The organism is [Clostridium] cellulosi, assembly GCF_036762875.1.
GTDB classification, from domain to species: Bacteria; Bacillota; Clostridia; order Oscillospirales; family Ethanoligenentaceae; genus Ruminiclostridium_D; species Ruminiclostridium_D cellulosi.
Map to the genome: position 1 here is coordinate 155,421 of NZ_JBAIZF010000026.1, position 20,174 is coordinate 175,594.

Below are 20,174 nucleotides of genomic sequence, written 5' to 3' on the forward strand. Positions count from 1 at the left end.
TATGTACGAACAGAGGAACCAAGGCGGCTCTTAATTGAGCCTAAGACGAGCGCTGTGCCGGCGCTGTTATCGAAGCCAGATAAGGAGTAATCATTATGGAAAAGCAACTACGAAAATATTTTGCTATATTCGTTCTGCCTACTTTAGTTTGTTTTTTCATTGCGTTTTTGATTCCGTTTATTTTAGGCATTATTCTTTCCTTCTGTAAATTCACGACGGTCACTGATGCCCATTGGGTTGGGCTGCGGAATTATGTCCGGGCTTTTGCTGATGAGGAGTTTGCCCATGCGCTTGGGTTTACTGCTGCGTTTGCAGTAGTTTCTGTAGTGACTATAAACATTTTCGGCTTTTTGCTTGCAGTATTACTTACAGGCGGAAGGCGTGGAACTAATGTATTCCGCACGATTTTCTTCATGCCAAACCTGATAGGTGGCATCGTACTCGGATATATATGGCAGCTTATCATCAACGGTGTTCTCGGCAAATTCGGTGCGACGCTTACCATGGATCCGAAATATGGTTTTTGGGGTCTCGTAGTGCTGATGAACTGGCAGTTAATAGGGTATATGATGGTCATCTATATTGCGGGAATTCAGAATGTACCGCGTGACCTCATTGAAGCTGCAAAAGTGGACGGCGCAACTAATTTACAGGTTATGCGCCACGTCACGCTGCCGCTTGTCAGACCGTCATTTACCATCTGTATCTTCTTAACCCTCACAAATTCCTTCAGGCTGTTTGACCAGAACCTGGCACTGACTGCAGGTGCTCCTTCAAAACAGACTGAGATGCTTGCACTTAATATCTATAACACATTTTACAACAGAATAGGCTGGGAAGGCGTTGGGCAAGCAAAAGCGGTACTGTTTTCGATTCTGGTTGCTATTATAGCGCTCACACAGCTTGCAATATCTAGGAAAAGGGAGGTTGAGAACTGATGGAAAACACTATGATTCGCAGAAAAACCAAGAATTCAGGTAACTACATAATATTTGCCTTGCTTGTTGTATTGTCCATTCTGTTTGTTCTTCCACTGTTAATAATACTGATCAATTCATTTAAAGGCCAGTTCATTATAAGCCAACGTCCCTTTGAACTTCCAAACTCAGAAACATTCGTGGGACTTTCAAACTATACCGACGGCATGGAAAAGGTAGGTTTTCTGAGCGCTTTTGGTTGGTCGGCGTATATTACCTTCTTTTCAGTTATTGTGATAGTTTTGTTTACTGCTATGACCGGATGGTATATCACAAGGGTACATTCTAAGATTTCTTCTGGTGTTTATTACTTATTTGCGTTTTCCATGATTGTTCCGTTCCAGATGGTCATGTTTACTATGACGAAGTTTGCTAACATGCTGCATCTTGACAATCCAATAGGTATTGTTCCGATATATCTGGGATTTGGCGCTGGCCTTTCAACCTTCCTTTACTGCGGATTTATCAAATCAATACCCATTGAGATCGAAGAGGCCGCAATAATCGACGGCTGTGGCCCCATACAGGCATTTTTCAAGATTATTTTCCCTCTGCTTAAGCCAATAGCAATCACGGTAGCAATACTGAATATCATGTGGATTTGGAACGACTACCTGCTCCCTGTTCTGCTGATCGGTTCGGATTATAAGACTATTCCGATTGCGATACAGTATTTGAAGGGCGGCTATGGTTCTATAGATATGGGTGCAATGATGGCTATGCTTGTACTCGCTATTATCCCAGTAATTGTATTTTACATGTTCTGCCAGAAATATATCATCGAAGGCGTTGTCGCGGGTGCAGTCAAGGGCTGACACGCGCAGCGTTTTCCGGCAAAAAAATCTGCATGCCGCCATCAATACTGACAACCGGGTAGCATGAGGCGGCGGAATTGAGGTATGAGGCATATGAAAAAGAGAAGTTGCGGGGTTCTTTTACCCGTTTCGGCACTGCCTTCCAAATACGGTATAGGTACACTGGGCCGTGCCGCTTACCAGTTTGTTGATTTCTTAAAAAGCGCCGGTCAGGAATATTGGCAGATCCTCCCGCTTGTTCCAACCGGCTATGGAGATTCTCCGTATCAATCCGTTTCTACCTTTGCAGGCAATCCATATATGATTGACCTTGAGATGCTTATAGCGGACGGCCTGCTTGAAAAAGAAGAATGTGAGTCAATTGACTGGGGCGAAAACCCGCAGTCAGTGGACTACTTAAAACTTTATGAGAATCGGTTTGCACTGCTTGAAAAAGCCTTTGAGCGCAGCAGATGCGCTGATGACCCGAATTATGCAAAGTTTAAAAATGAAAACGCGTACTGGCTCGATGATTATGCGCTGTTCATGGCTCTCAAAAAGGCTTTCAATGAAAGGCCGTGGCAGGAATGGGATGAGCCTATCCGATTCCGGGCTCCTCAAGCTGTTGCATATTATCAGAAAAAGCTTGCCCGCAATATAGAGTATTGGAAATATGTGCAGTATCTTTTCTTCTCACAATACCGCAGGCTGCGTGTCTATGCAAACGGCAACGGCATAAAAATAATCGGTGATATGCCTATCTACGTATCGGATGATAGCGCCGACGTATGGGCGAACACAAAGCTGTTCCAGCTTGATGAGAGGCTGAATCCGGCGTTTGTCGCTGGGGTCCCGCCCGATTATTTCAGCAAGACGGGGCAGTTGTGGGGCAATCCCGTTTATGACTGGGATGGACATAAAAAAGAACTTTTCGACTGGTGGGTCAAGCGCCTTGCGGCGAATTTCAAACTATACGACGTTGTGCGGATAGACCATTTTCGTGCATTTGATGAATACTATGCGATTCCTTTCGGGGAGAAGACGGCCGAATACGGTACTTGGAAAAAAGGCCCGGGCATTGAGTTTTTCGATTATGTTAAGAAGCACCTCGGCGGCGTAGAAATAATCGCAGAAGATTTGGGCAGCACCGCTGAGAGCGTTCGGGAACTTCTGCGCAAAACCGGATATCCCAGTATGAAGGTATTGCAGTTTGGTTTCGATGCGCATGATGACAGCCATCACCTGCCACATAATTATACTAATAATATGGTAGTCTATACCGGTACGCATGACAACGATACATTGGTTGGCTGGTTTAACAGCGCGAGTGAGAGCGAGCGGGCATATGCCCTTGAATACTTGAATATTGAGGACCAGTCTGAGTTTGCAGATGCGGCTATCCGTGCTCTCTTTGCCAGCACTGCGTCGCTGGCGGTTATTCCGATACAGGATTGGTTGGGCCTTGACGGAAGTGCCAGAATGAATACGCCGTCAACGGTGGGTATAAACTGGAAATGGCGCCTTAATGAGGGAATGCTTACGTCATCGCTTGCAGAACGTATGAAGCGCATAGCAAATGCCTATCGGCGCTGTGAAGATTATAAGTTAGGGGACGCACCGAAGGCACAGGATGTTTTAAATGACTTTGAGAGAATACTCAGGAACCACGCGTATACAACCCTTGATAAGGCCGATGCCGTGACAGTATATAACTGCCTTTCTCAGGCAGCGATGAATGCTGTTTACCCCATGTGGAAGCGGACAGCCGAAATCGCTGCGGGCCAAAAACAGGCTTGCTATCTTTCGGCTGAATTTCTCATCGGCCGGGTAGTATTTAACAACCTCTACTGTATGGGCCTGCTTGACGAAGTAAAGCAAAAGCTTAGCGAAAAAGGTTTCGATCTGAACAGGCTCGAGGAAATTGACGACCCGGCTCTCGGAAACGGAGGGCTTGGAAGGCTTGCTGCCTGCTTCGTGGACAGCGCGGCAGCACATCGCCTGCCGCTTATGGGCTATGGCATCCGTTACCGTTACGGCCTGTTTAAGCAGAGTTTTGAAAACGGGTTCCAAAAGGAGACAGCTGACGACTGGACATCGCAGGGCGATCCGTGGTCCGTTCGCCGTGAAGATGAACGGGTGCTGGTAAAATACGCTGACCAGAGCGTTTGGGCAGTGCCTTACGATATGCCCGTAGTCGGTTACAAGTCAGGATATGTCAGCACCATCAGGCTGTGGCAGAGCGAGCCTGTCAATCCGTTTGACTTTAAGTTGTTCAATGACCAGCAATATGAGGCTGCTGTGCGCGAAAAAGAGCAGGCAGAGCGCATAAGCCTGGTGCTTTATCCGAACGACGATAGGCCGGAAGGGAAGAAGCTGCGCATAAAGCAGGAATATTTGCTTACCTCCGCTTCCGTGCAGGACATACTGCGCCGTTTTAAAGCGGCTCATGGTGACGATTTCGGCAAGCTGCCAGATTACTTTGCGGTGCAGCTCAATGACACTCACCCTGTTATGGCAATTCCGGAACTTATCCGTTTGCTGACAGGTGAAGGCCTGCCGTTTGAAGATGCCTTTTCAATCGCTCAGAAAACGTTTGCCTTTACCAATCATACAGTAATGGCTGAGGCACTTGAAAAATGGGATGTGGAGCTGTTCCGTTCAGTTTTGCCTGAAATAATGAGTATTGTAGAAAAAATCAATGAAAGGCTGTTAAACGAGCTTAGGTCATCTGGCTGTACGCAGGAAGAAATTGACCGCCGCGCAATAATAAGCGGCAACATGCTGCATACAGCGAGGCTTGCAGTCTATGTATGCTTTGCGGTGAATGGTGTCGCAAAAATCCACACTGAAATACTGAAAAAGGATTTGTTCAAGGAATGGTACCTTAAGATACCGCAGAAGTTTCAGAATAAAACGAATGGCATTACGCAGCGGCGATGGCTTGGCCTTTGCAATCCTGAACTTTCGGCTTTTATATCAGGGCTTATCGGCGATGGCTGGGTTACTGACCTTTCGCAGCTTAAAAATCTTGAGCTTTTCGCAGATTATACCGCAGTGCTCCGCAGATTTGAACAGATAAAGTTATTGAAAAAGCGTCAGCTTGCGGATGAAATCTTGAAAAAAGAAGGCATAGCGATTAACGAAAGCTTTATCTATGATGTGCAGATAAAGCGTTTGCATGAGTACAAGCGGCAGTTGCTTAATGCACTGTCAATCGTCGCAATTTATAACCGGTTAAAAGAAGGCAAACTGCCGGATTTCCACCCCATGGTTTGTATCTTTGGCGCTAAGGCTGCGCCGGGTTACTTCAGGGCCAAGGGAATAATCAAGTTCATAAACGAGGTTGCCAGAAAGGTCAATGCGGATCCTGAAACTTCAGATCGTCTGAAGGTTGTATTCGTGCAGAATTATAATGTATCCTATGCTGAAAAGCTCATACCGGCCGCTGATATATCTGAACAGATTTCCACCGCAGGAACCGAGGCTTCCGGAACAGGAAACATGAAACTGATGCTCAACGGAGCGGTTACGCTCGGTACTTATGACGGCGCTAATATCGAAATTTTTGAACAGGCAGGAGAAGAAAACAATTATTGCTTCGGCGCCAGAGTTGAAGAGCTGGAACGCTTAAGAAAAGACTATGACCCGAAAAAGATTTATCAGGCTAATCCCGAACTTAAAAAGGCAGTCGATTCACTTGTTGACGGTACATTTGACGACGGGAATACTGGCGTTTTCAAGGAGCTGTACAAAGCCCTGCTGGAAGGCACTTACGATTCAGCGGATAATTATTTCCTGCTGTATGACTTTGACAGCTATCTTGAAACTAAACTTAAGGCCAATCGTGACTACAAAGACCGTCTTGCATTTGACCGAAAATGCTTTATCAATGTAGCAAATGCAGGCATTTTCTCAAGCGACCGCACTGTCCGCGAATATGCAAAGGATATCTGGCATATCAACCCAGTGTCATGGAGCAATTCTGCCTGGTGACATATGCCTCAGGTGACCGTAGATACGAATTCACGCAAGAGTTTTGTCAGCCTGCAGCGCATGCCTTTAAATTATATATATTGCACAGATAAATATCGTTACTAAGGAAAAAAATAAAAAAATTCACAAAAATGATTGACATTGAAAGGAGAGTGTGATAACATATGTAGTGGTCGGAAACGTTACCGGTAACGTTTTTGCCGGTTGCCGATTTTGCTCATCCCTAATCGACATCAACACATATGCACGCTGGTAAAAATACAATGTACTTTACCTCTCGCATTACTTATAATCGGTGTGATTTATTTTTTTTGGTTCCGGAAACGTTTCCGGAACGGTAAATTACTTAATGAAAGGGAGAAGAATTATGAAAAAAATCAGAAAACTTGCGGCATTAGTTCTTATGGCAAGTCTGATAGCGGGTATGACATCCGGATGTAGTAAAAACCAAGCGTCTTCCAAAAAGGCACGGGAAATTTATTTCCTGAACTTTAAGCCAGAAATTGCGGATAAGTACAAAGCGATCGTCAGTGAATATGAGAAGAAAACCGGCGTGCATGTTAAAGTTGTTACAGCAGCGAGCGGAACATATGAGCAGACGCTGAAGGCAGAAGTTGCGAAGTCGGATCCTCCTACCATATTCCAGATTAACGGCTTGGTTGGATACAAGAACTGGAAAGATTATTGCGCAGACCTTTCCGGATCAAAACTGTATAGCTATCTTCAGGACAAGAGCCTTGCAATCAAAGATGGAGACGGCGTGTACGGCATTCCTTACGCTGTTGAGGCTTACGGAATCATTTACAACGACTCAATAATGAAAAAATATTTTGCACTTCCCAACAAGGCAGTGTCTATAAATTCGGCTGACGAAATTAAGAACTTCCAGACACTTAAGCAGGTTGTCGAGGATATGACCAAGCACAAGAGCGAGCTTGGCATTGACGGCGTATTTGCTTCAACGTCGCTCACTAAGGGCGAGGAATGGAGATGGCAGACACATCTGGCAAACCTCCCATTCTATTATGAATTCAAAGAAAACACTAAATACGACGATACAGTTCTCGCAGGTATCAACACCAAAGATATTACCTTTAAATATAATCAAAACTACAAAAATATATTTGACCTCTATATCAACAACTCAACCGTTGATAAGAAGATGCTTGGCAGCAAGTCTGTGGCAGACTCAATGTCTGAATTTGCTCTCGGCAAAGCTGCAATGGTCCAGAACGGCGTATGGGCATGGTCACAGATAAGCGGTGTTCAGGGTAATGTCATTAAAGACACCGATGTAAAATTCATGCCGATTTATACCGGTATAGAAGGCGAAGAACAACAGGGCCTTTGCATCGGTACAGAAAACTTCTTCGCAATCAACAGCAAGGTTTCAAAGGAAAAACAGCAAGATTCGCTTGACTTCCTCGATTGGCTGTTCTCAAGCACAGAGGGTAAAAAGCATGTCATAGAAGACCTCGGTTTCATTGCACCTTTCAACACCTTTACCGATTCCGAAAAACCGCAGGATCCTCTTGCTCAGCAGACCATTAGCTGGATGAAGAGAACAGATGTAAAGATCGTTCCGTGGACATTTGAATCCTTCCCGAGCCAGAACTTTAAGGATATTTTCGGCGCTCAATTGCTCCAGTATTGTCAGGGCAAGGTTACATGGGATGATCTTGTCAAGACTGTAATTAAGGCATGGAAAGTTGAGTCAGAAGCCTAAGAATTAGTGATATTATAGCTGAGACGTTTCCAATTCCTTATGCGCGGTAAACACTCTTTTTCACCCGCCTGGCCGGTTGCGCCGGGCGGGTTTTTGTTAAGACAGGAATAAGCTGCACCCCGCTGAATATGCTGTTAGTGAGACATATATTTGGCGGAGGTGTATTTATGTGCCGGATAGATGAGCTAAGCCGCAAGGAAGTGATAAATGTTAAGGATGGATGCAATCTCGGACATATCTGTGATATTGAAATAGATGCAACTGACGGGCGGGTTGTCTCCCTTATAATCTACGGTCGCTCAAAATTTTTTGGGCTTTTCGGCCGCGAAGAGGATATCATAATTCCGTGGTGCAATATTCAGACTATCGGCGAAGACACAATTCTTGTATGTGTTGACCTGCAGTATCGCCGCCACAGAAAACTGAGAGGTTCATTCTTCAATTTCTTTAAGTAACTGTACTGTAGGTATGTCCAAAAAAGTAAAAACACTAAATTGAAATACATACCAGCGAAAAAGATTCGCCGACAATAAAATCAGTCGAAGGAAATAAACAGCCGGCACAAATATTGTATAATCGTCCTGTTTTGCGGGGCCTTTTGGTTGCCTAAATATGATTTATACAGCGAATTCATTTAATAAGGGTTAAAGTTAAACTAATAAAAATACGCCCTCCAAAAGGAGGGCGTATTTTTTAATTCCTGCGGTCTATCATTATCGTTATCGCTATCTCCGTCGTCAACGAAAGTAAGGTATAAAATAAAGCTGACGCCACAAAACAGATACAGCAGAGCCGTCTAGAAACCAATTTGCTTGAGTAACAAAAACAGCAAGAAAATAATATAGTTATACCATAAGTATTTTATAGGGTAGAGTAGACAATAAGACAAAACGCAGCGATTATTTGAAATAATCACATGAATGATCATATAGGATAGTTGCAATCGAATAATATGCGTCTATTGCTTAAAAATTCTGTAGGCTTATTATCAGTTGCCCCAAAATGTGTAATTGTGCTATAATGTCTACAATGTTTACTTATATCACGGTATTTTAGGTATAAGGGGATGTATTTTTGCGGCGAATCGTTGAGTTAATATTAAAAGGTCAGAACCCGTCTGACGAAAAGGTCAGGGGCAGGGCAGGCATGATATCAGGCGCTGTTGGCATTACAGTCAACTGCATCATCTTTTTGATGGAACTGATTGTTGGTACAATCGTCAACAGTGTTGCCATAATTGCATTCGCTTTTAACAGCCTGTCCGACGTTGTCTCATCGGTTATTACTGTGGTAAGCTTCAAAGTTGCAAATAAGCCCGCCGACAAGGAACACCCCTTTGGGCATGGGCGTGCCGAATACATTTCAGCGATTATCATAGCCATGGTAATCATAGTTATCGGCTATGAGTTTATCAAAACGTCGGTGGAGAAGATAATTCACCCATCTCCGGTCAGCTTCAGCCTTGATTCATTTATCATAGTAATTTCGGCGATACCGTTAAAACTATTGCTGTCGGCTTTTTACAGGAGTATGGGTCAGGCTATAGGCTCTTCAGCGCTCAAAGCTTCGTCATTTGACGCTTTCAGCGATGTTCTTGTGCTGCTTGTAGCTTCGTCATCCCTTGTGGTTTCCGCTTTTTCAGACATCCAGATAGACGGCTGGCTGGGTATATTGGTATCTCTCTTTATACTGTATTCTGGTTTTTCGATAGCCCGGAAGGAACTGAGTCCGCTGTTGGGCGAAGCGCCGGACAAAGAGCTGGTGAAAAAGATCATGGACGGCGTGCTGGAGGCGGAATATGTCAGCGGCGTTCACGATCTAATAATACACAACTACGGCCCGGGAAAGTTTATGGCGACTATCCACGCGGAGGTGCCGTGCGATGTGCCGATACTGCGCGTGCATGACGTTATCGACAGCACTGAAAAACGCCTTTCAGAGGAATTGGGGATAATCCTTGTCATTCACATGGACCCGCTCAATAAAGACGATGAGGTTGTAAAATCCGCGCAAAGCGTTGTCGACAGTGTGATAAAGGATTTTCCGGAGGTTCTGTCATACCATGATTTCAGAGTTGTCGGCGAAGGTGCCGTTAAGAATGTGATTTTTGATGTAGTCGTCGATTCCACCGTAGTCACCAAAAAGGAGATAGACGATTTATCTGAGAAAATCAACAGGGCTGTAAAGGAAAAAGACGCTCAATATAACACCATAATAAATGTTGACAGGAATTATACGTCGCAGTAGAAAATCGGCACAAGCCTGTTGTATTCTGTAACAAGCGGAAAATTAACCGCATTATCGTCAAAAGTCAGGAAAAATTGCCCGACAGTATTGTAATTTAATGCGGTTTGTGATATAATATTCGGGCAAATACGCACGCGGTGTTAATCGGCTTGGTGCCTTAAACGCCACCCTTAATAAAAGGGCGGTGTTTTGGTCTGCCGAAATTAAGATGCCGCGGAGGTGTAACCATAAGGAGGAAAAATAATGTCATCAATCGTTACCATGAAACAGCTTCTTGAAGCTGGCGTACACTTCGGTCATCAGACCAGAAGATGGAACCCGAAAATGGCTCAGTACATCTTTACAGAGCGCAACGGGATCTACATCATTGACCTGCAGAAAACTGTCAAAAAACTTGAAGAAGCCTACATGTTTGTCCGCGACCTCGCTGCAAACGGCGAAAACATCCTGTTTGTCGGAACAAAGAAACAGGCTCAGGATTCCATTAAAGAAGAGGCTCTCCGCGGCGGCTGCTTCTATGTAAACGCCCGTTGGTACGGCGGAATGCTCACAAACTTCCGCACAATTCGCCGCAGAATCGACCGTTTGAACCAGCTCAAGAAGATGGAAGAGGACGGAACATTCGACCTTCTCACAAAGAAGGAAGCCGCGAAGTTAAAGCATGAAATCGAAATTCTTGAGAAATTCCTTGGCGGTATCAAGGATATGAAGAAGCTGCCGGCTGCCTTGTTTATTGTTGACCCGCGCAAAGAGCACATCGCTGTTTCCGAAGCCCGCAAGCTTCATATCCCGATAGTCGCTATTGTTGATACAAACTGCGACCCTGACGAGGTTGATTATGTAATCCCGGGCAACGACGACGCTATCCGTGCCGTTAAGCTCATCTCCTCGATTATAGCAAACGCTGTTCTCGAGGGCAGACAGGGCGAACAGGTCGGAGAAGGAGCTGCTGAAACAACTGAGGCTGCTGCCGAGGCGGCTGAGACGGTGGAAGCTGCCGCAGAACCTGCTGCTGAACCTGCAGAAGCTGCTGCAACAGAGACAGCAGAAACCGCGGAAGCTGCTGAAACTGCAGAGGCTGCGGCTGAATAAGGCTTGCCGGATTTATATATATTCAACGCTTCATACTGAGATGCTGAATTTAAAAAGCCTGCTTGGACGACAGGCAGGCTTTTGATTGTTTTTATTTTGAAAAGCTGCGCATACTATATAATGTTTGGGAGGTCTAATAATGGCGTCATTTACAGCTCAAGATGTTAAGGCTCTTCGTGAGAGAACCGGCTGCGGTATGATGGATTGCAAAAAAGCTCTTCAGAGTGCCGACGGCGATATGGATAAAGCAATGGAATATCTTCGCGAAAAGGGCATTGCTGCTGTAGCGAAGAAAGCAGGACGTATTGCCGCAGAAGGCCTGGTATATGCTGAAGTTATTGATAAAGTTGGCGTTATTATCGAAGTAAATGCTGAGACTGACTTCGTTGCAAAGAATGATCAGTTCAAGGCATTTGTAAAGGAATGTGCGGATACAATTGCTGCCAACAACCCTGCAGATGTTGACGCCCTTCTCTCCATGAAGGCAAAGAACAGCGATATGACTATTGCGGACCTGCTCCGTGAGAAGGTTCTGACAATTGGTGAAAACATTAAGATTCGCCGCTTTGCCCGTATGGAAGGCGATCTTATCACCTATATCCACGGCGATGGACGCATAGGTGTTCTTGTTAAGTTTGATACCGATGTCGCTTCAAAAGACGGCTTTGAGGAATATGCAAAGAATATCGCTATGCAGATTGCTGCAATCAATCCGCCGTATCTTGACAGAGACAGCGTTCCTGCCGATGTTCTTGAAGAGGAAAAGAAGATTCTCACTGCTCAGGCAATAAACGAAGGCAAACCGCAGAATATTGCCGAAAAGATTGTTGCTGGCCGTCTCAATAAATTCTATAAGGAAATGTGCCTTGTTGAGCAGGACTATGTAAAGGACAGCGAACTTACCGTTGCTAAGTATACTGACAAGGTTGCAAAAGAGCTCGGCGGTACTATAAAGATTGTACAGTTCGTAAGATTTGAAAAGGGCGAAGGAATCCAGAAGCGTGAAGACAATTTCGCGGAGGAAATCGCCAATATGGTAAAGTGATGTTAAAAATAGAGGAAGCCGTCATTTGACGGCTTCTTTTTTTGCCGATTTGAGAAAAATGATATATATGTTTGAGATTGTTTTGTGAGCTTATGTGTTTAAATTTAAAATAATTGTTAAATTTTAATTTATGGCGATTATTTGGTTTACATAAACCGCATTAGGGGTTTACAGCTAAGCTCAATTCATGTAAAATAAGTATAACCCAAAGGCTGTTCAAAACAGCTTTGCAAAAAAACAGAGGTGTAAAAATGCAAGCCAAATATAAAAGAATACTATTAAAACTCAGCGGGGAAGCGCTCGCAGGTGATAATCACTTTGGTCTTAACTTTGATGTAGTCACAAAGATATGTGAGGGTATAAAGGAAACCACAAAATTAGGTGTCCAGGTTGCAGTTGTCGTCGGCGGCGGAAATTTCTGGCGCGGACGCAGCAATGAGCAGATGGATAGAACAAGGGCTGACCATATTGGAATGCTCGCAACTGTTATGAATTCGCTCGCTCTTGCTGATGCACTCGAGCAACAAGGTGTTCCGGTTCGCGTTCAGACTGCCATTACAATGCAGCAGATTGCGGAACCGTATATCCGCAATAAAGCGATGCGCCACCTTGAGAAAGGGCGCGTCGTAGTCTTCGGATGCGGAACGGGCAACCCGTTTTTCTCAACTGATACCGCTGCGGCACTCAGGGCAGCGGAGATTGACGCCGATATTATCATGAAGGCAACAATGGTTGACGGCGTTTACGACAGCGACCCGAAAAAGAACCCCAATGCCAAGAAGTTTGACACTATTTCTTATATAGACGTGCTGAACCGCGGCCTTGGCGTTATGGATTCCACTGCCACGTCGCTCTGCATGGATAACAATATACCGATTCTCGTTTTCAATCTTGAGGAACGCGATAGCATAGTCCGTGCGGTAATGGGCGAAAAGATCGGAACCATCGTAAAAGATGAACGCCGCGGATAACATTTGTTATAATTGTTTTGCTGATTGACTATAAACCCCTGCCATAATCTACTTCGCGTGGCAGGGCGGAATTAAATAAATTCAGGCCGGCGCGAAGCGGCGGAATGGAGTTGTTTTTATGGCACAATCAAGTGATTATGAAGAAAAAATGAAAAAAACCGTGGCGGCCTTGGCAAAGGAGTATGGAACAATTCGTGCTGGGCGCGCCAATCCGGCAATTCTTGATAAAATCCGCGTTGACTACTATGGAACGCCGACCCCAATTAATCAGATAGCGGCTATCTCCGTAGTCGAGGCGAGAATACTGCAGATTCAGCCTTGGGATGCGTCTGCAACGAAAAATATCGAAAAGGCAATTTTGGCGTCCGACTTGGGTATAAATCCCCAGAACGATGGCAAAATTATTCGTATAGCATTCCCTCCGCTGAGTGAGGAGAGGCGCAAAGAACTTGTCAAAACAGTCCATAAATATGCCGAGGAATCAAAAATTGCTATAAGGTCCATCAGAAGAGATGCTTTGGATGATTTCAAGGCACAGAAGAAAAAGTCCCTTATTACTGAGGATGACCTCAAGGACGCTGAAAAGGAAATGCAGAAGCTCACTGATAAATACTGTAAAGAAATTGACGAAATGAGTGCCCAAAAAGAGAAGGAAATAATGGAGATTTAACTTTATAAGCGCACAGGTTTAGGTATTCCGGCGAACCCCACGGCTTTTTGAGAGAAGCCAGAGGGTTCGCCTACATTTGGTACTAAAAGAATTTGGAAATAATTCGTAATTCAGCTCGGAGGTACAAATGTTATTCTTTGACAGAAAGAAAATTAAGGGCAAAGAGGCTGAACGCGAACGCAAGCTTCCGCAGCATATTGGCATAATTATGGATGGAAACGGGCGCTGGGCAAAAAAACGCGGCCTCCCACGCACTGCCGGACATTCTGTTGGCGCGTCCACTTTTAAAAATATTGCAAAATACTGCAATAAGATAGGGCTTAAGTATCTTACAGTTTACGCATTTTCTACAGAAAACTGGAAGCGCCCTCAAGAAGAAGTCGACGCCATTATGGATTTGTTTAGGCAATATCTCAAGGATTCAATAAGCTCGCTTGACAATGATAATATAAAAATCAGGTTCATCGGCGACATTTCTGCCCTCGCAGATGACCTGCAAAAGCTGATAAAAGAAGCGGAAGAGGATACTGCGGATGCAACCGGCCTGACGCTTAATATAGCCATAAACTACGGCGGGAGGCAGGAAATCGTTGCAGCCGCGAAAAAACTGTGCGAAGACATTTCGAAGGGTATTTTAGACCCATCAGACATATCGGAAGAGGAAATATCAAAAAGAATATACACGGCTGGTCAACCTGACCCTGACATTATTATCAGGCCGAGCGGAGAAAAGCGGATTTCAAACTTTATGCTTTGGCAATCCGCATATACAGAGTTTTGGTATTCTGATGTTCTCTGGCCTGATTTCAGTCCACGACATCTTGAAATGGCTATTGACGATTACAACAAACGAATCCGCAGATTCGGCGGAATATAAAAAATGCTGGCACAGCGGAAGAATGGAGAATTAGATGAAGCAACGGATGATTACTGTGGCCTGCGGTGTCACAGCTCTTATAATAGTTTTGCTATTTTATAAAACAATGGTACTAAACGTCGGCGTGGCGCTTATTTCGATTCTCGCAGTGCATGAAATTTTCGGCGCCGCCGGAATAAGCAAAAGCAAAGCGCTTATTGCCTGCTGCTATATATATGCGGCGCTTTTGCCATTTTCATATTATTGCAAGTTTTCCGGAACAGGCATACTTCTGACATTCGCACTTTTACTCGCCCTTTTTTCAGTTATGCTCAAAGAGCATGAGACTGTAAGGGTGGAAAGCATGGCGCTGTGTTTTATGGTGACTGTGCTTATAACTGCCTCTTTGACAGGGCTTATCTTTATTCGCGATAATTTGGTTTCCAGCCGCATAAAAGACCTGCCGGTATTCTATATAGCCCTTGCGTTTATCGGCTCATGGATTACAGACGGCGGCGGCTATATTTTCGGAACACTGATGGGAAAGCACAAGCTTTCGCCTAAAATCAGCCCGAAGAAAACAATTGAAGGCGCTGTCGGAGGCATTGTATCTGCTGTAGTATTTTCTGTATTGTTCCTGTTTGGTTATGGCGCCTATTTGCAGTTTTCCGGAATAACGGCTAACTATAATTATTTATCAGTTATCATTTTAGCGCTTGCGTGCGCGGCCGTTTCCATAATAGGCGACCTTTCCGCGTCAATTATAAAACGTCAGAACAATATCAAGGATTACGGTACCATACTTCCAGGCCACGGCGGTATTCTGGACCGTTTTGACAGTATGCTTTTTGTTGTTCCGCTGATAATAGTCTGGATGAAATTGTTCCCCATTGTATTCTGATATTTTGCTGAAAACTGCATGTTTGCAGCGTTATCTTTCATAGATTAGAATTGATTGATTTTAACTGTATCAACTCGGAGGCATAAATTGCAGGAAAAAACAATTTCGGTAATCGGTTCAACCGGTTCCATAGGAACACAGGCGCTTGATGTCGCAAGAATGATGGGGTTTAGGATTGCGGCGCTTGCGGCCGGTAAAAATATAGACTTGCTGGAAAAGCAGGTTCGGGAATTTAGGCCGGAAATCGCCGCCGTTGCGGACGAAAGAGCCGCTGCCGAACTGAAACTGCGCATAAAGGATTTGCCCTGCAAGGTTTTGGGCGGCAATGACGGTATCTGTGAAGCTGCATCTGCTCCTTCTGCCGACATCGTACTGGATTCCATTGTCGGCATTGCGGGGCTGGCACCTGCTCTTGCGGCAATCAGGGCAAAAAAGACGCTAGCTTTGGCCAACAAGGAATCGCTTGTCTCCGCGGGTGAAATTGTCATGCGTGAGGCGGAAGAAAACGGCGTCAGAATTCTTCCTGTCGACAGCGAGCACAGCGCCGTCTTTCAATGCCTTCAGGGAAGTGCAAACCCGAAACGTGAAATTAAAAAGATAATCCTTACTGCGTCCGGAGGGCCATTTTTCGGCAGGACATATGAGGAGCTTCAGAATGTAACCCCTGTTGAAGCTTTACACCACCCGAATTGGGCAATGGGCGCGAAGATAACAATAGACAGCGCGACGCTGATGAATAAGGGACTGGAGCTTGTGGAGGCCTGCTGGCTCTTTTCACTGCCGCCGGAAAAGATAGAGATAGTTGTTCACAGGCAGAGTATTATCCACTCGGCGGTGGAGTTTCAGGACGGCGCGGTAATTGCGCAGCTCGGCGTACCCGACATGAGAATTCCCATTCAGTACGCATTGACATACCCGCAGCGCTTTATGTCACCGGCAAAGGCCCTTGACCTGTTTGAAGTGTCGCGGCTTACCTTTGAAAAGCCCGACCTTAAAACCTTCAAATGCCTTGATGTTATGATAAAAGCGGCAGAACGTGGCGGCCTTTGCACTGCGGCGGCGAGCGCTGCCAATGAGGAGGCTGTCTCATTGTTCCTGAGCGGCAAGATAAGGTTCACCGATATAGGTGACCTTGTTGAAAGCGCAGCGTTTATGCCATTGCCGCATGAGATGACGCTTGACAACGTCTATGAAGTGGACAGAGCCGCGAGGGCTCATGTGCATGAGGAACTGAAACAATTAAAAATTGCACTTAGAAATTGAATTACAAAGGGGACGATTCATATCAATCCGGCAGTAAGCATCATAATTGCCATACTTGTTTTCGGCGTACTTATCTTTACCCATGAGCTTGGGCACTTTATTGTGGCGAAGCTTTCTAATGTAAAGGTCAACGAATTTGCAGTCGGCATGGGGCCCGCTTTATTTAAGATAAAACGCGGAGAAACAACTTATGCCCTGCGCATACTGCCTATTGGCGGTTACTGCGCAATGGAAGGCGAAGACGAAGAGAGCAGTGACGAAAGAGCCTTCAATAAAAAGCCTGTCTGGCAAAAAATATTGGTTGTTGTCGCCGGCGCTTTTACTAATATTGTGACTGGATTTATACTGGTTGTAATATTAACTTGTATATCGCAGGCGATTGCTACAACTACTGTAGCGAAGTTCGATTCCCAAGCTACCAGCAATGCGCCGGGCGGTATGCAGGTCGGCGACCAGATTTACCGCATTAACGGCGCGCGTGTCCATGTCAGCAGCGATATCATGTATGATTTGGTGCTCGACAGCGACGGCGTAGTCGATATACAGGTAATACGCGACGGAAAACTCGTCGACCTTAAAAACGTCCAGTTCCCGATGATGGACGACGGCAACGGCGGGAAAGTGATACGCCGCGATTTCTGGGTAGTAGGCCAGAAAAAGACCTTTTTCAATGTCTTGCACGAATCATTTTTCCAGACAATATCTATGGTAAGGCTGGTCTGGGTGACGTTCCTCCAGTTGTTTACGGGACGGTTCGGGCTAAAGGACCTTGCGGGCCCGATTGGCACTACTGCGGCGGTCGGCCAGGCGGCGGCAGCCGGACTGCCGGATTTGCTGTATGTAGCTGCCTTGATTGCCGTAAACCTCGGCGTTGTGAACCTGTTCCCGCTGCCTGCCCTTGACGGCGGACGCCTTTTCTTCCTTATCATAGAAGGAATAAGACGCAAACCCATTAACCCGAAATACGAGGGATATATTCATTTTGCCGGTTTCGCGCTCCTTATGGCACTCATGGTCATTGTGTCCTTCAATGACATAATGCGGCTAATAAAGGGGTAAGATAAGATGCAGCGAAGAAAAACGAAAATGGTTATGGCAGGCGGTGTCCTCATAGGCGGCGGGAGCCCTGTTACTGTGCAGTCTATGCTGTGTGCCCCTGCCCATGACTTTGAGGCCAATCTTGCGCAGGCAAAACGCCTGCGTGACGCCGGCTGCTCTATTATCCGCGTCGCAATACCGGATAAGGAAACTGTGCCGCTTATCCCAAAGCTCAAGGAACTCGGCATGCCAGTTGTCGCGGATATACATTTTGACTACCGCTTAGCGATAGAATCTGTGGCGGCAGGCGCAGACAAGATACGTATTAACCCCGGCAATATCGGAGGCGAGGATAGGGTAAAAGCCGTCGCCGACGCATGTAAGTTGAAGGGCGTGCCGATACGCGTTGGGGTCAATTCCGGCTCAATTGAACGCGATATCCTCGCAAAATACGGAAAGCCGACACCTCAGGCAATGTGCGAAAGCGCAATGCGGCATGTCAAACTGCTTAATAAATACGACTTTGACGACATTGTCATTTCGCTGAAATCCTCAGATGTTCAGACGATGGTTGAAGCATATGAACTGTTAAGCGAAATGTGTGATTATCCCCTCCACCTCGGCGTCACAGAAGCCGGCACCGGCACTGCGGCATTGATTAAGTCGGCGGTGGGTATAGGCTCGCTGCTTATGCGCGGTATCGGCGACACAATCCGCGTTTCGCTGACCGATGATCCGGCAGAAGAGGTTAAGGCGGGCATTGAGATACTGCGCGCGGCTGGGCTTTACAACAGGGGCGTGCAGATTATTAGCTGCCCTACCTGCGGACGCACAAAGGTGGATATTATAAAACTTGCCAAGGAAGCTTCAAAACGCCTTGCAGCGGTCGACAAGCCGCTGAAGGTGGCAATTATGGGCTGCGCTGTCAACGGCCCCGGTGAAGCCCGCGAGGCGGATATCGGTTTGGCCGGAGGAGACGGTCAGTGCCTTATTTTCAAAAACGGCAAGATATTGCGCAAGGTTCCCGAAGCAGTTGCTTTGGATGAACTTATGGCTGAAATAGAAAAGATGTGATTTGATTTACATTAAAGGGAGGTTATGCAAAATGGTATATGTTTTTCTGGCCGATGGTTTTGAGGAAGTTGAAGCAATAGCGCCGGTTGATATACTGCGCCGCAGCGGGGCAGAGGTGAAAACAGTCGGCGTCAGCGGCAAGCAGGTAAAGGGCGCCCACGGAATCATCGTCACAGCCGATATAGAGCTTAGCGAAATCTCCGACAACGCCGAAATGATAGTGCTGCCGGGCGGACCGGGGACATCAAATCTGGAGAAAAGCGAAGGTGTCCAGAAGGCGATAGACCACGCGGTAAAGAGCGGTGCCACTATCGGGGCTATTTGTGCGGCGCCGTCCATTTTGGGCCATAAGGGATTGCTGAAGGGCAAAAAGGCCGTTTGCTATCCCGGCTTTGAAGCGGAGCTCTACGGAGCAGAAGTTATGGATACCCAAGTCTGTGAGGACGGGCAGTTTATCACAGCCAACGGTCCCGGGGCCGCTTTTGCTTTTGGGCTGAAACTCGCCGAGCGTCTTAACAAAAATGCTGAAAAGGTAAAATCAGGGATGAAGATTTTACTCTGACAATCAATAAATAAATTATCAGAATTGTTTTAGGATGAAATAGATGAACACATATTATCGGAAAAAAGCGCTTCGTGAGCGGATGAAAAAGATCCGTGCAGCTCTTTCCGATGAGGAAAGAGCTGAAAAAAGCGCTAAAATTTTAAGTAACTTAACAAAACTCGAAGAATATAAAAACGCGGAACTTGTACTGACATATGTTTCACTGAAATTTGAAGTCGATACATTTGCTTTCATTGAGACGGCACATAATGACGGCAAAAGGATTGCCGTTCCTCGCTGCGTTGAGGGCAAACCAAACATAGACTTTTATTATATAAATAGCATTGAAGAACTTGAAAAGGGCAGCTACGGCATACTTGAACCGCGTATAAACCCCAAAAAGCTTTGCACGAGCAGAAAAGGGTTCTGTGTCTTGCCCGGGCTCGCGTTTGACCGATACGGGACAAGACTCGGATACGGAAAAGGCTATTACGACAGGTTTTTGCAGACTTTTAAAGGAACAACAGTCGGCGTCTGCTTCTCAGATGTTCTGTCCAGAACTCCGCTGCCAAGGGGAAGATTTGATGTCCCCGCAAAGATTATTGTTACTGAAAAAGAGATTATAAGAATAAGAAAATAAAAGCCCGATATGCTGTAATTGCTGCCAGAAGGCTGACAAATTCAGTTTGTTGATGTATAATGATATCATTAGGACTTTTATGCTTTAAGCATTTTGGCGTAAATTAAAGAAAGCCCCGCGTGGGGGCTTTTCTGCGAAGCATGTAAGTCAGGTCAGCAGCAGTTGCACGGGCTCTTGCAGCAAAAATTATTGTTGCAGCAGCATAATATTATCACTAAAAGGACAAGTATCCAGAGGCTGCTGCGAAATCCGCCATAACAACACATCTTGTTCACCTCAACTACAGTATCAGCTGTTTAACCGGGCTCCTTACATCTTATGACAAGCTGTATAGCTTCGTTAC

Annotated in this window: 17 protein-coding genes and 1 pseudogene; all 18 read left to right on the top strand. The window is 45.7% G+C overall.

Annotated features, from left to right (window positions below):
• The first annotated feature begins 95 nt into the window (after positions 1-95).
• The 18 genes and pseudogenes from V6C21_RS08520 (at position 96) to V6C21_RS08605 (ending at position 19,831) form a co-directional block, all read left to right on the top strand.
• A complete protein-coding gene (locus tag V6C21_RS08520; protein WP_479268804.1) occupies positions 96-938 on the top strand; it encodes a carbohydrate ABC transporter permease in 843 nt (280 codons plus the stop codon).
• Positions 938-1,792, top strand: coding sequence for a carbohydrate ABC transporter permease (locus V6C21_RS08525; RefSeq protein ID WP_084228804.1), 855 nt, complete (start codon positions 938-940; stop codon positions 1,790-1,792). Before V6C21_RS08520 ends, V6C21_RS08525 begins: the two co-directional genes overlap by 1 nt.
• A gap of 93 nt (positions 1,793-1,885) precedes the next feature.
• Positions 1,886-3,349 (top strand): annotated as a pseudogene (gene malQ / locus V6C21_RS08530) (4-alpha-glucanotransferase); the annotation flags it as partial.
• Positions 3,332-5,764: a glycogen/starch/alpha-glucan phosphorylase gene (locus V6C21_RS08535; protein ID WP_479268863.1), complete on the top strand. Its 2,433-nt coding sequence runs from the start codon at positions 3,332-3,334 to the stop codon at positions 5,762-5,764. The pseudogene malQ and the gene V6C21_RS08535, both read left to right, overlap by 18 nt.
• A gap of 367 nt (positions 5,765-6,131) precedes the next feature.
• Positions 6,132-7,490 (top strand): ABC transporter substrate-binding protein, encoded by a 1,359-nt coding sequence (locus V6C21_RS08540; RefSeq protein ID WP_034837772.1) that lies wholly within the window; start codon positions 6,132-6,134, stop codon positions 7,488-7,490.
• A gap of 167 nt (positions 7,491-7,657) precedes the next feature.
• A complete protein-coding gene (locus V6C21_RS08545) occupies positions 7,658-7,945 on the top strand; it encodes a YlmC/YmxH family sporulation protein (protein ID WP_034837769.1) in 288 nt (95 codons plus the stop codon).
• 619 nt (positions 7,946-8,564) lie between these two features.
• Positions 8,565-9,737 (top strand): cation diffusion facilitator family transporter, encoded by a 1,173-nt coding sequence (locus V6C21_RS08550; RefSeq protein ID WP_034837767.1) that lies wholly within the window; start codon positions 8,565-8,567, stop codon positions 9,735-9,737.
• Between the two features lie 243 nt (positions 9,738-9,980).
• A complete protein-coding gene (gene rpsB, locus V6C21_RS08555; RefSeq protein WP_045085720.1) occupies positions 9,981-10,829 on the top strand; it encodes a 30S ribosomal protein S2 in 849 nt (282 codons plus the stop codon).
• A 139-nt stretch (positions 10,830-10,968) separates the two neighbouring features.
• A complete protein-coding gene (gene tsf / locus V6C21_RS08560; protein WP_034837747.1) occupies positions 10,969-11,874 on the top strand; it encodes a translation elongation factor Ts in 906 nt (301 codons plus the stop codon).
• A gap of 251 nt (positions 11,875-12,125) precedes the next feature.
• Positions 12,126-12,845 carry a UMP kinase gene (gene pyrH / locus V6C21_RS08565; protein ID WP_034837745.1) on the top strand — a complete coding sequence of 240 codons (720 nt, stop codon included), beginning with the start codon at positions 12,126-12,128 and terminating at the stop codon, positions 12,843-12,845.
• Between the two features lie 118 nt (positions 12,846-12,963).
• Complete coding sequence (gene frr / locus V6C21_RS08570; protein WP_034837743.1) at positions 12,964-13,515, top strand: ribosome recycling factor; 552 nt, start codon at positions 12,964-12,966, stop codon at positions 13,513-13,515.
• A gap of 127 nt (positions 13,516-13,642) precedes the next feature.
• Positions 13,643-14,392 carry an isoprenyl transferase gene (locus tag V6C21_RS08575; RefSeq protein ID WP_479268805.1) on the top strand — a complete coding sequence of 250 codons (750 nt, stop codon included), beginning with the start codon at positions 13,643-13,645 and terminating at the stop codon, positions 14,390-14,392.
• A 34-nt stretch (positions 14,393-14,426) separates the two neighbouring features.
• On the top strand, positions 14,427-15,272 hold the full coding sequence (locus V6C21_RS08580) for a phosphatidate cytidylyltransferase (RefSeq protein ID WP_479268806.1): 846 nt from the start codon (positions 14,427-14,429) through the stop codon (positions 15,270-15,272).
• A gap of 87 nt (positions 15,273-15,359) precedes the next feature.
• Positions 15,360-16,535 (top strand): 1-deoxy-D-xylulose-5-phosphate reductoisomerase, encoded by a 1,176-nt coding sequence (locus V6C21_RS08585; protein WP_034837739.1) that lies wholly within the window; start codon positions 15,360-15,362, stop codon positions 16,533-16,535.
• Positions 16,536-16,586: 51 nt separating this feature from the next.
• A complete protein-coding gene (gene rseP, locus V6C21_RS08590; protein ID WP_479268864.1) occupies positions 16,587-17,594 on the top strand; it encodes an RIP metalloprotease RseP in 1,008 nt (335 codons plus the stop codon).
• 6 nt (positions 17,595-17,600) lie between these two features.
• Positions 17,601-18,647 (top strand): flavodoxin-dependent (E)-4-hydroxy-3-methylbut-2-enyl-diphosphate synthase, encoded by a 1,047-nt coding sequence (gene ispG, locus V6C21_RS08595; protein ID WP_479268807.1) that lies wholly within the window; start codon positions 17,601-17,603, stop codon positions 18,645-18,647.
• A gap of 31 nt (positions 18,648-18,678) precedes the next feature.
• Positions 18,679-19,209, top strand: coding sequence for a DJ-1 family glyoxalase III (locus tag V6C21_RS08600; RefSeq protein WP_479268808.1), 531 nt, complete (start codon positions 18,679-18,681; stop codon positions 19,207-19,209).
• Positions 19,210-19,252: 43 nt separating this feature from the next.
• Positions 19,253-19,831 (top strand): 5-formyltetrahydrofolate cyclo-ligase, encoded by a 579-nt coding sequence (locus V6C21_RS08605; protein WP_034837729.1) that lies wholly within the window; start codon positions 19,253-19,255, stop codon positions 19,829-19,831.
• Positions 19,832-20,174 lie beyond the last annotated feature (343 nt).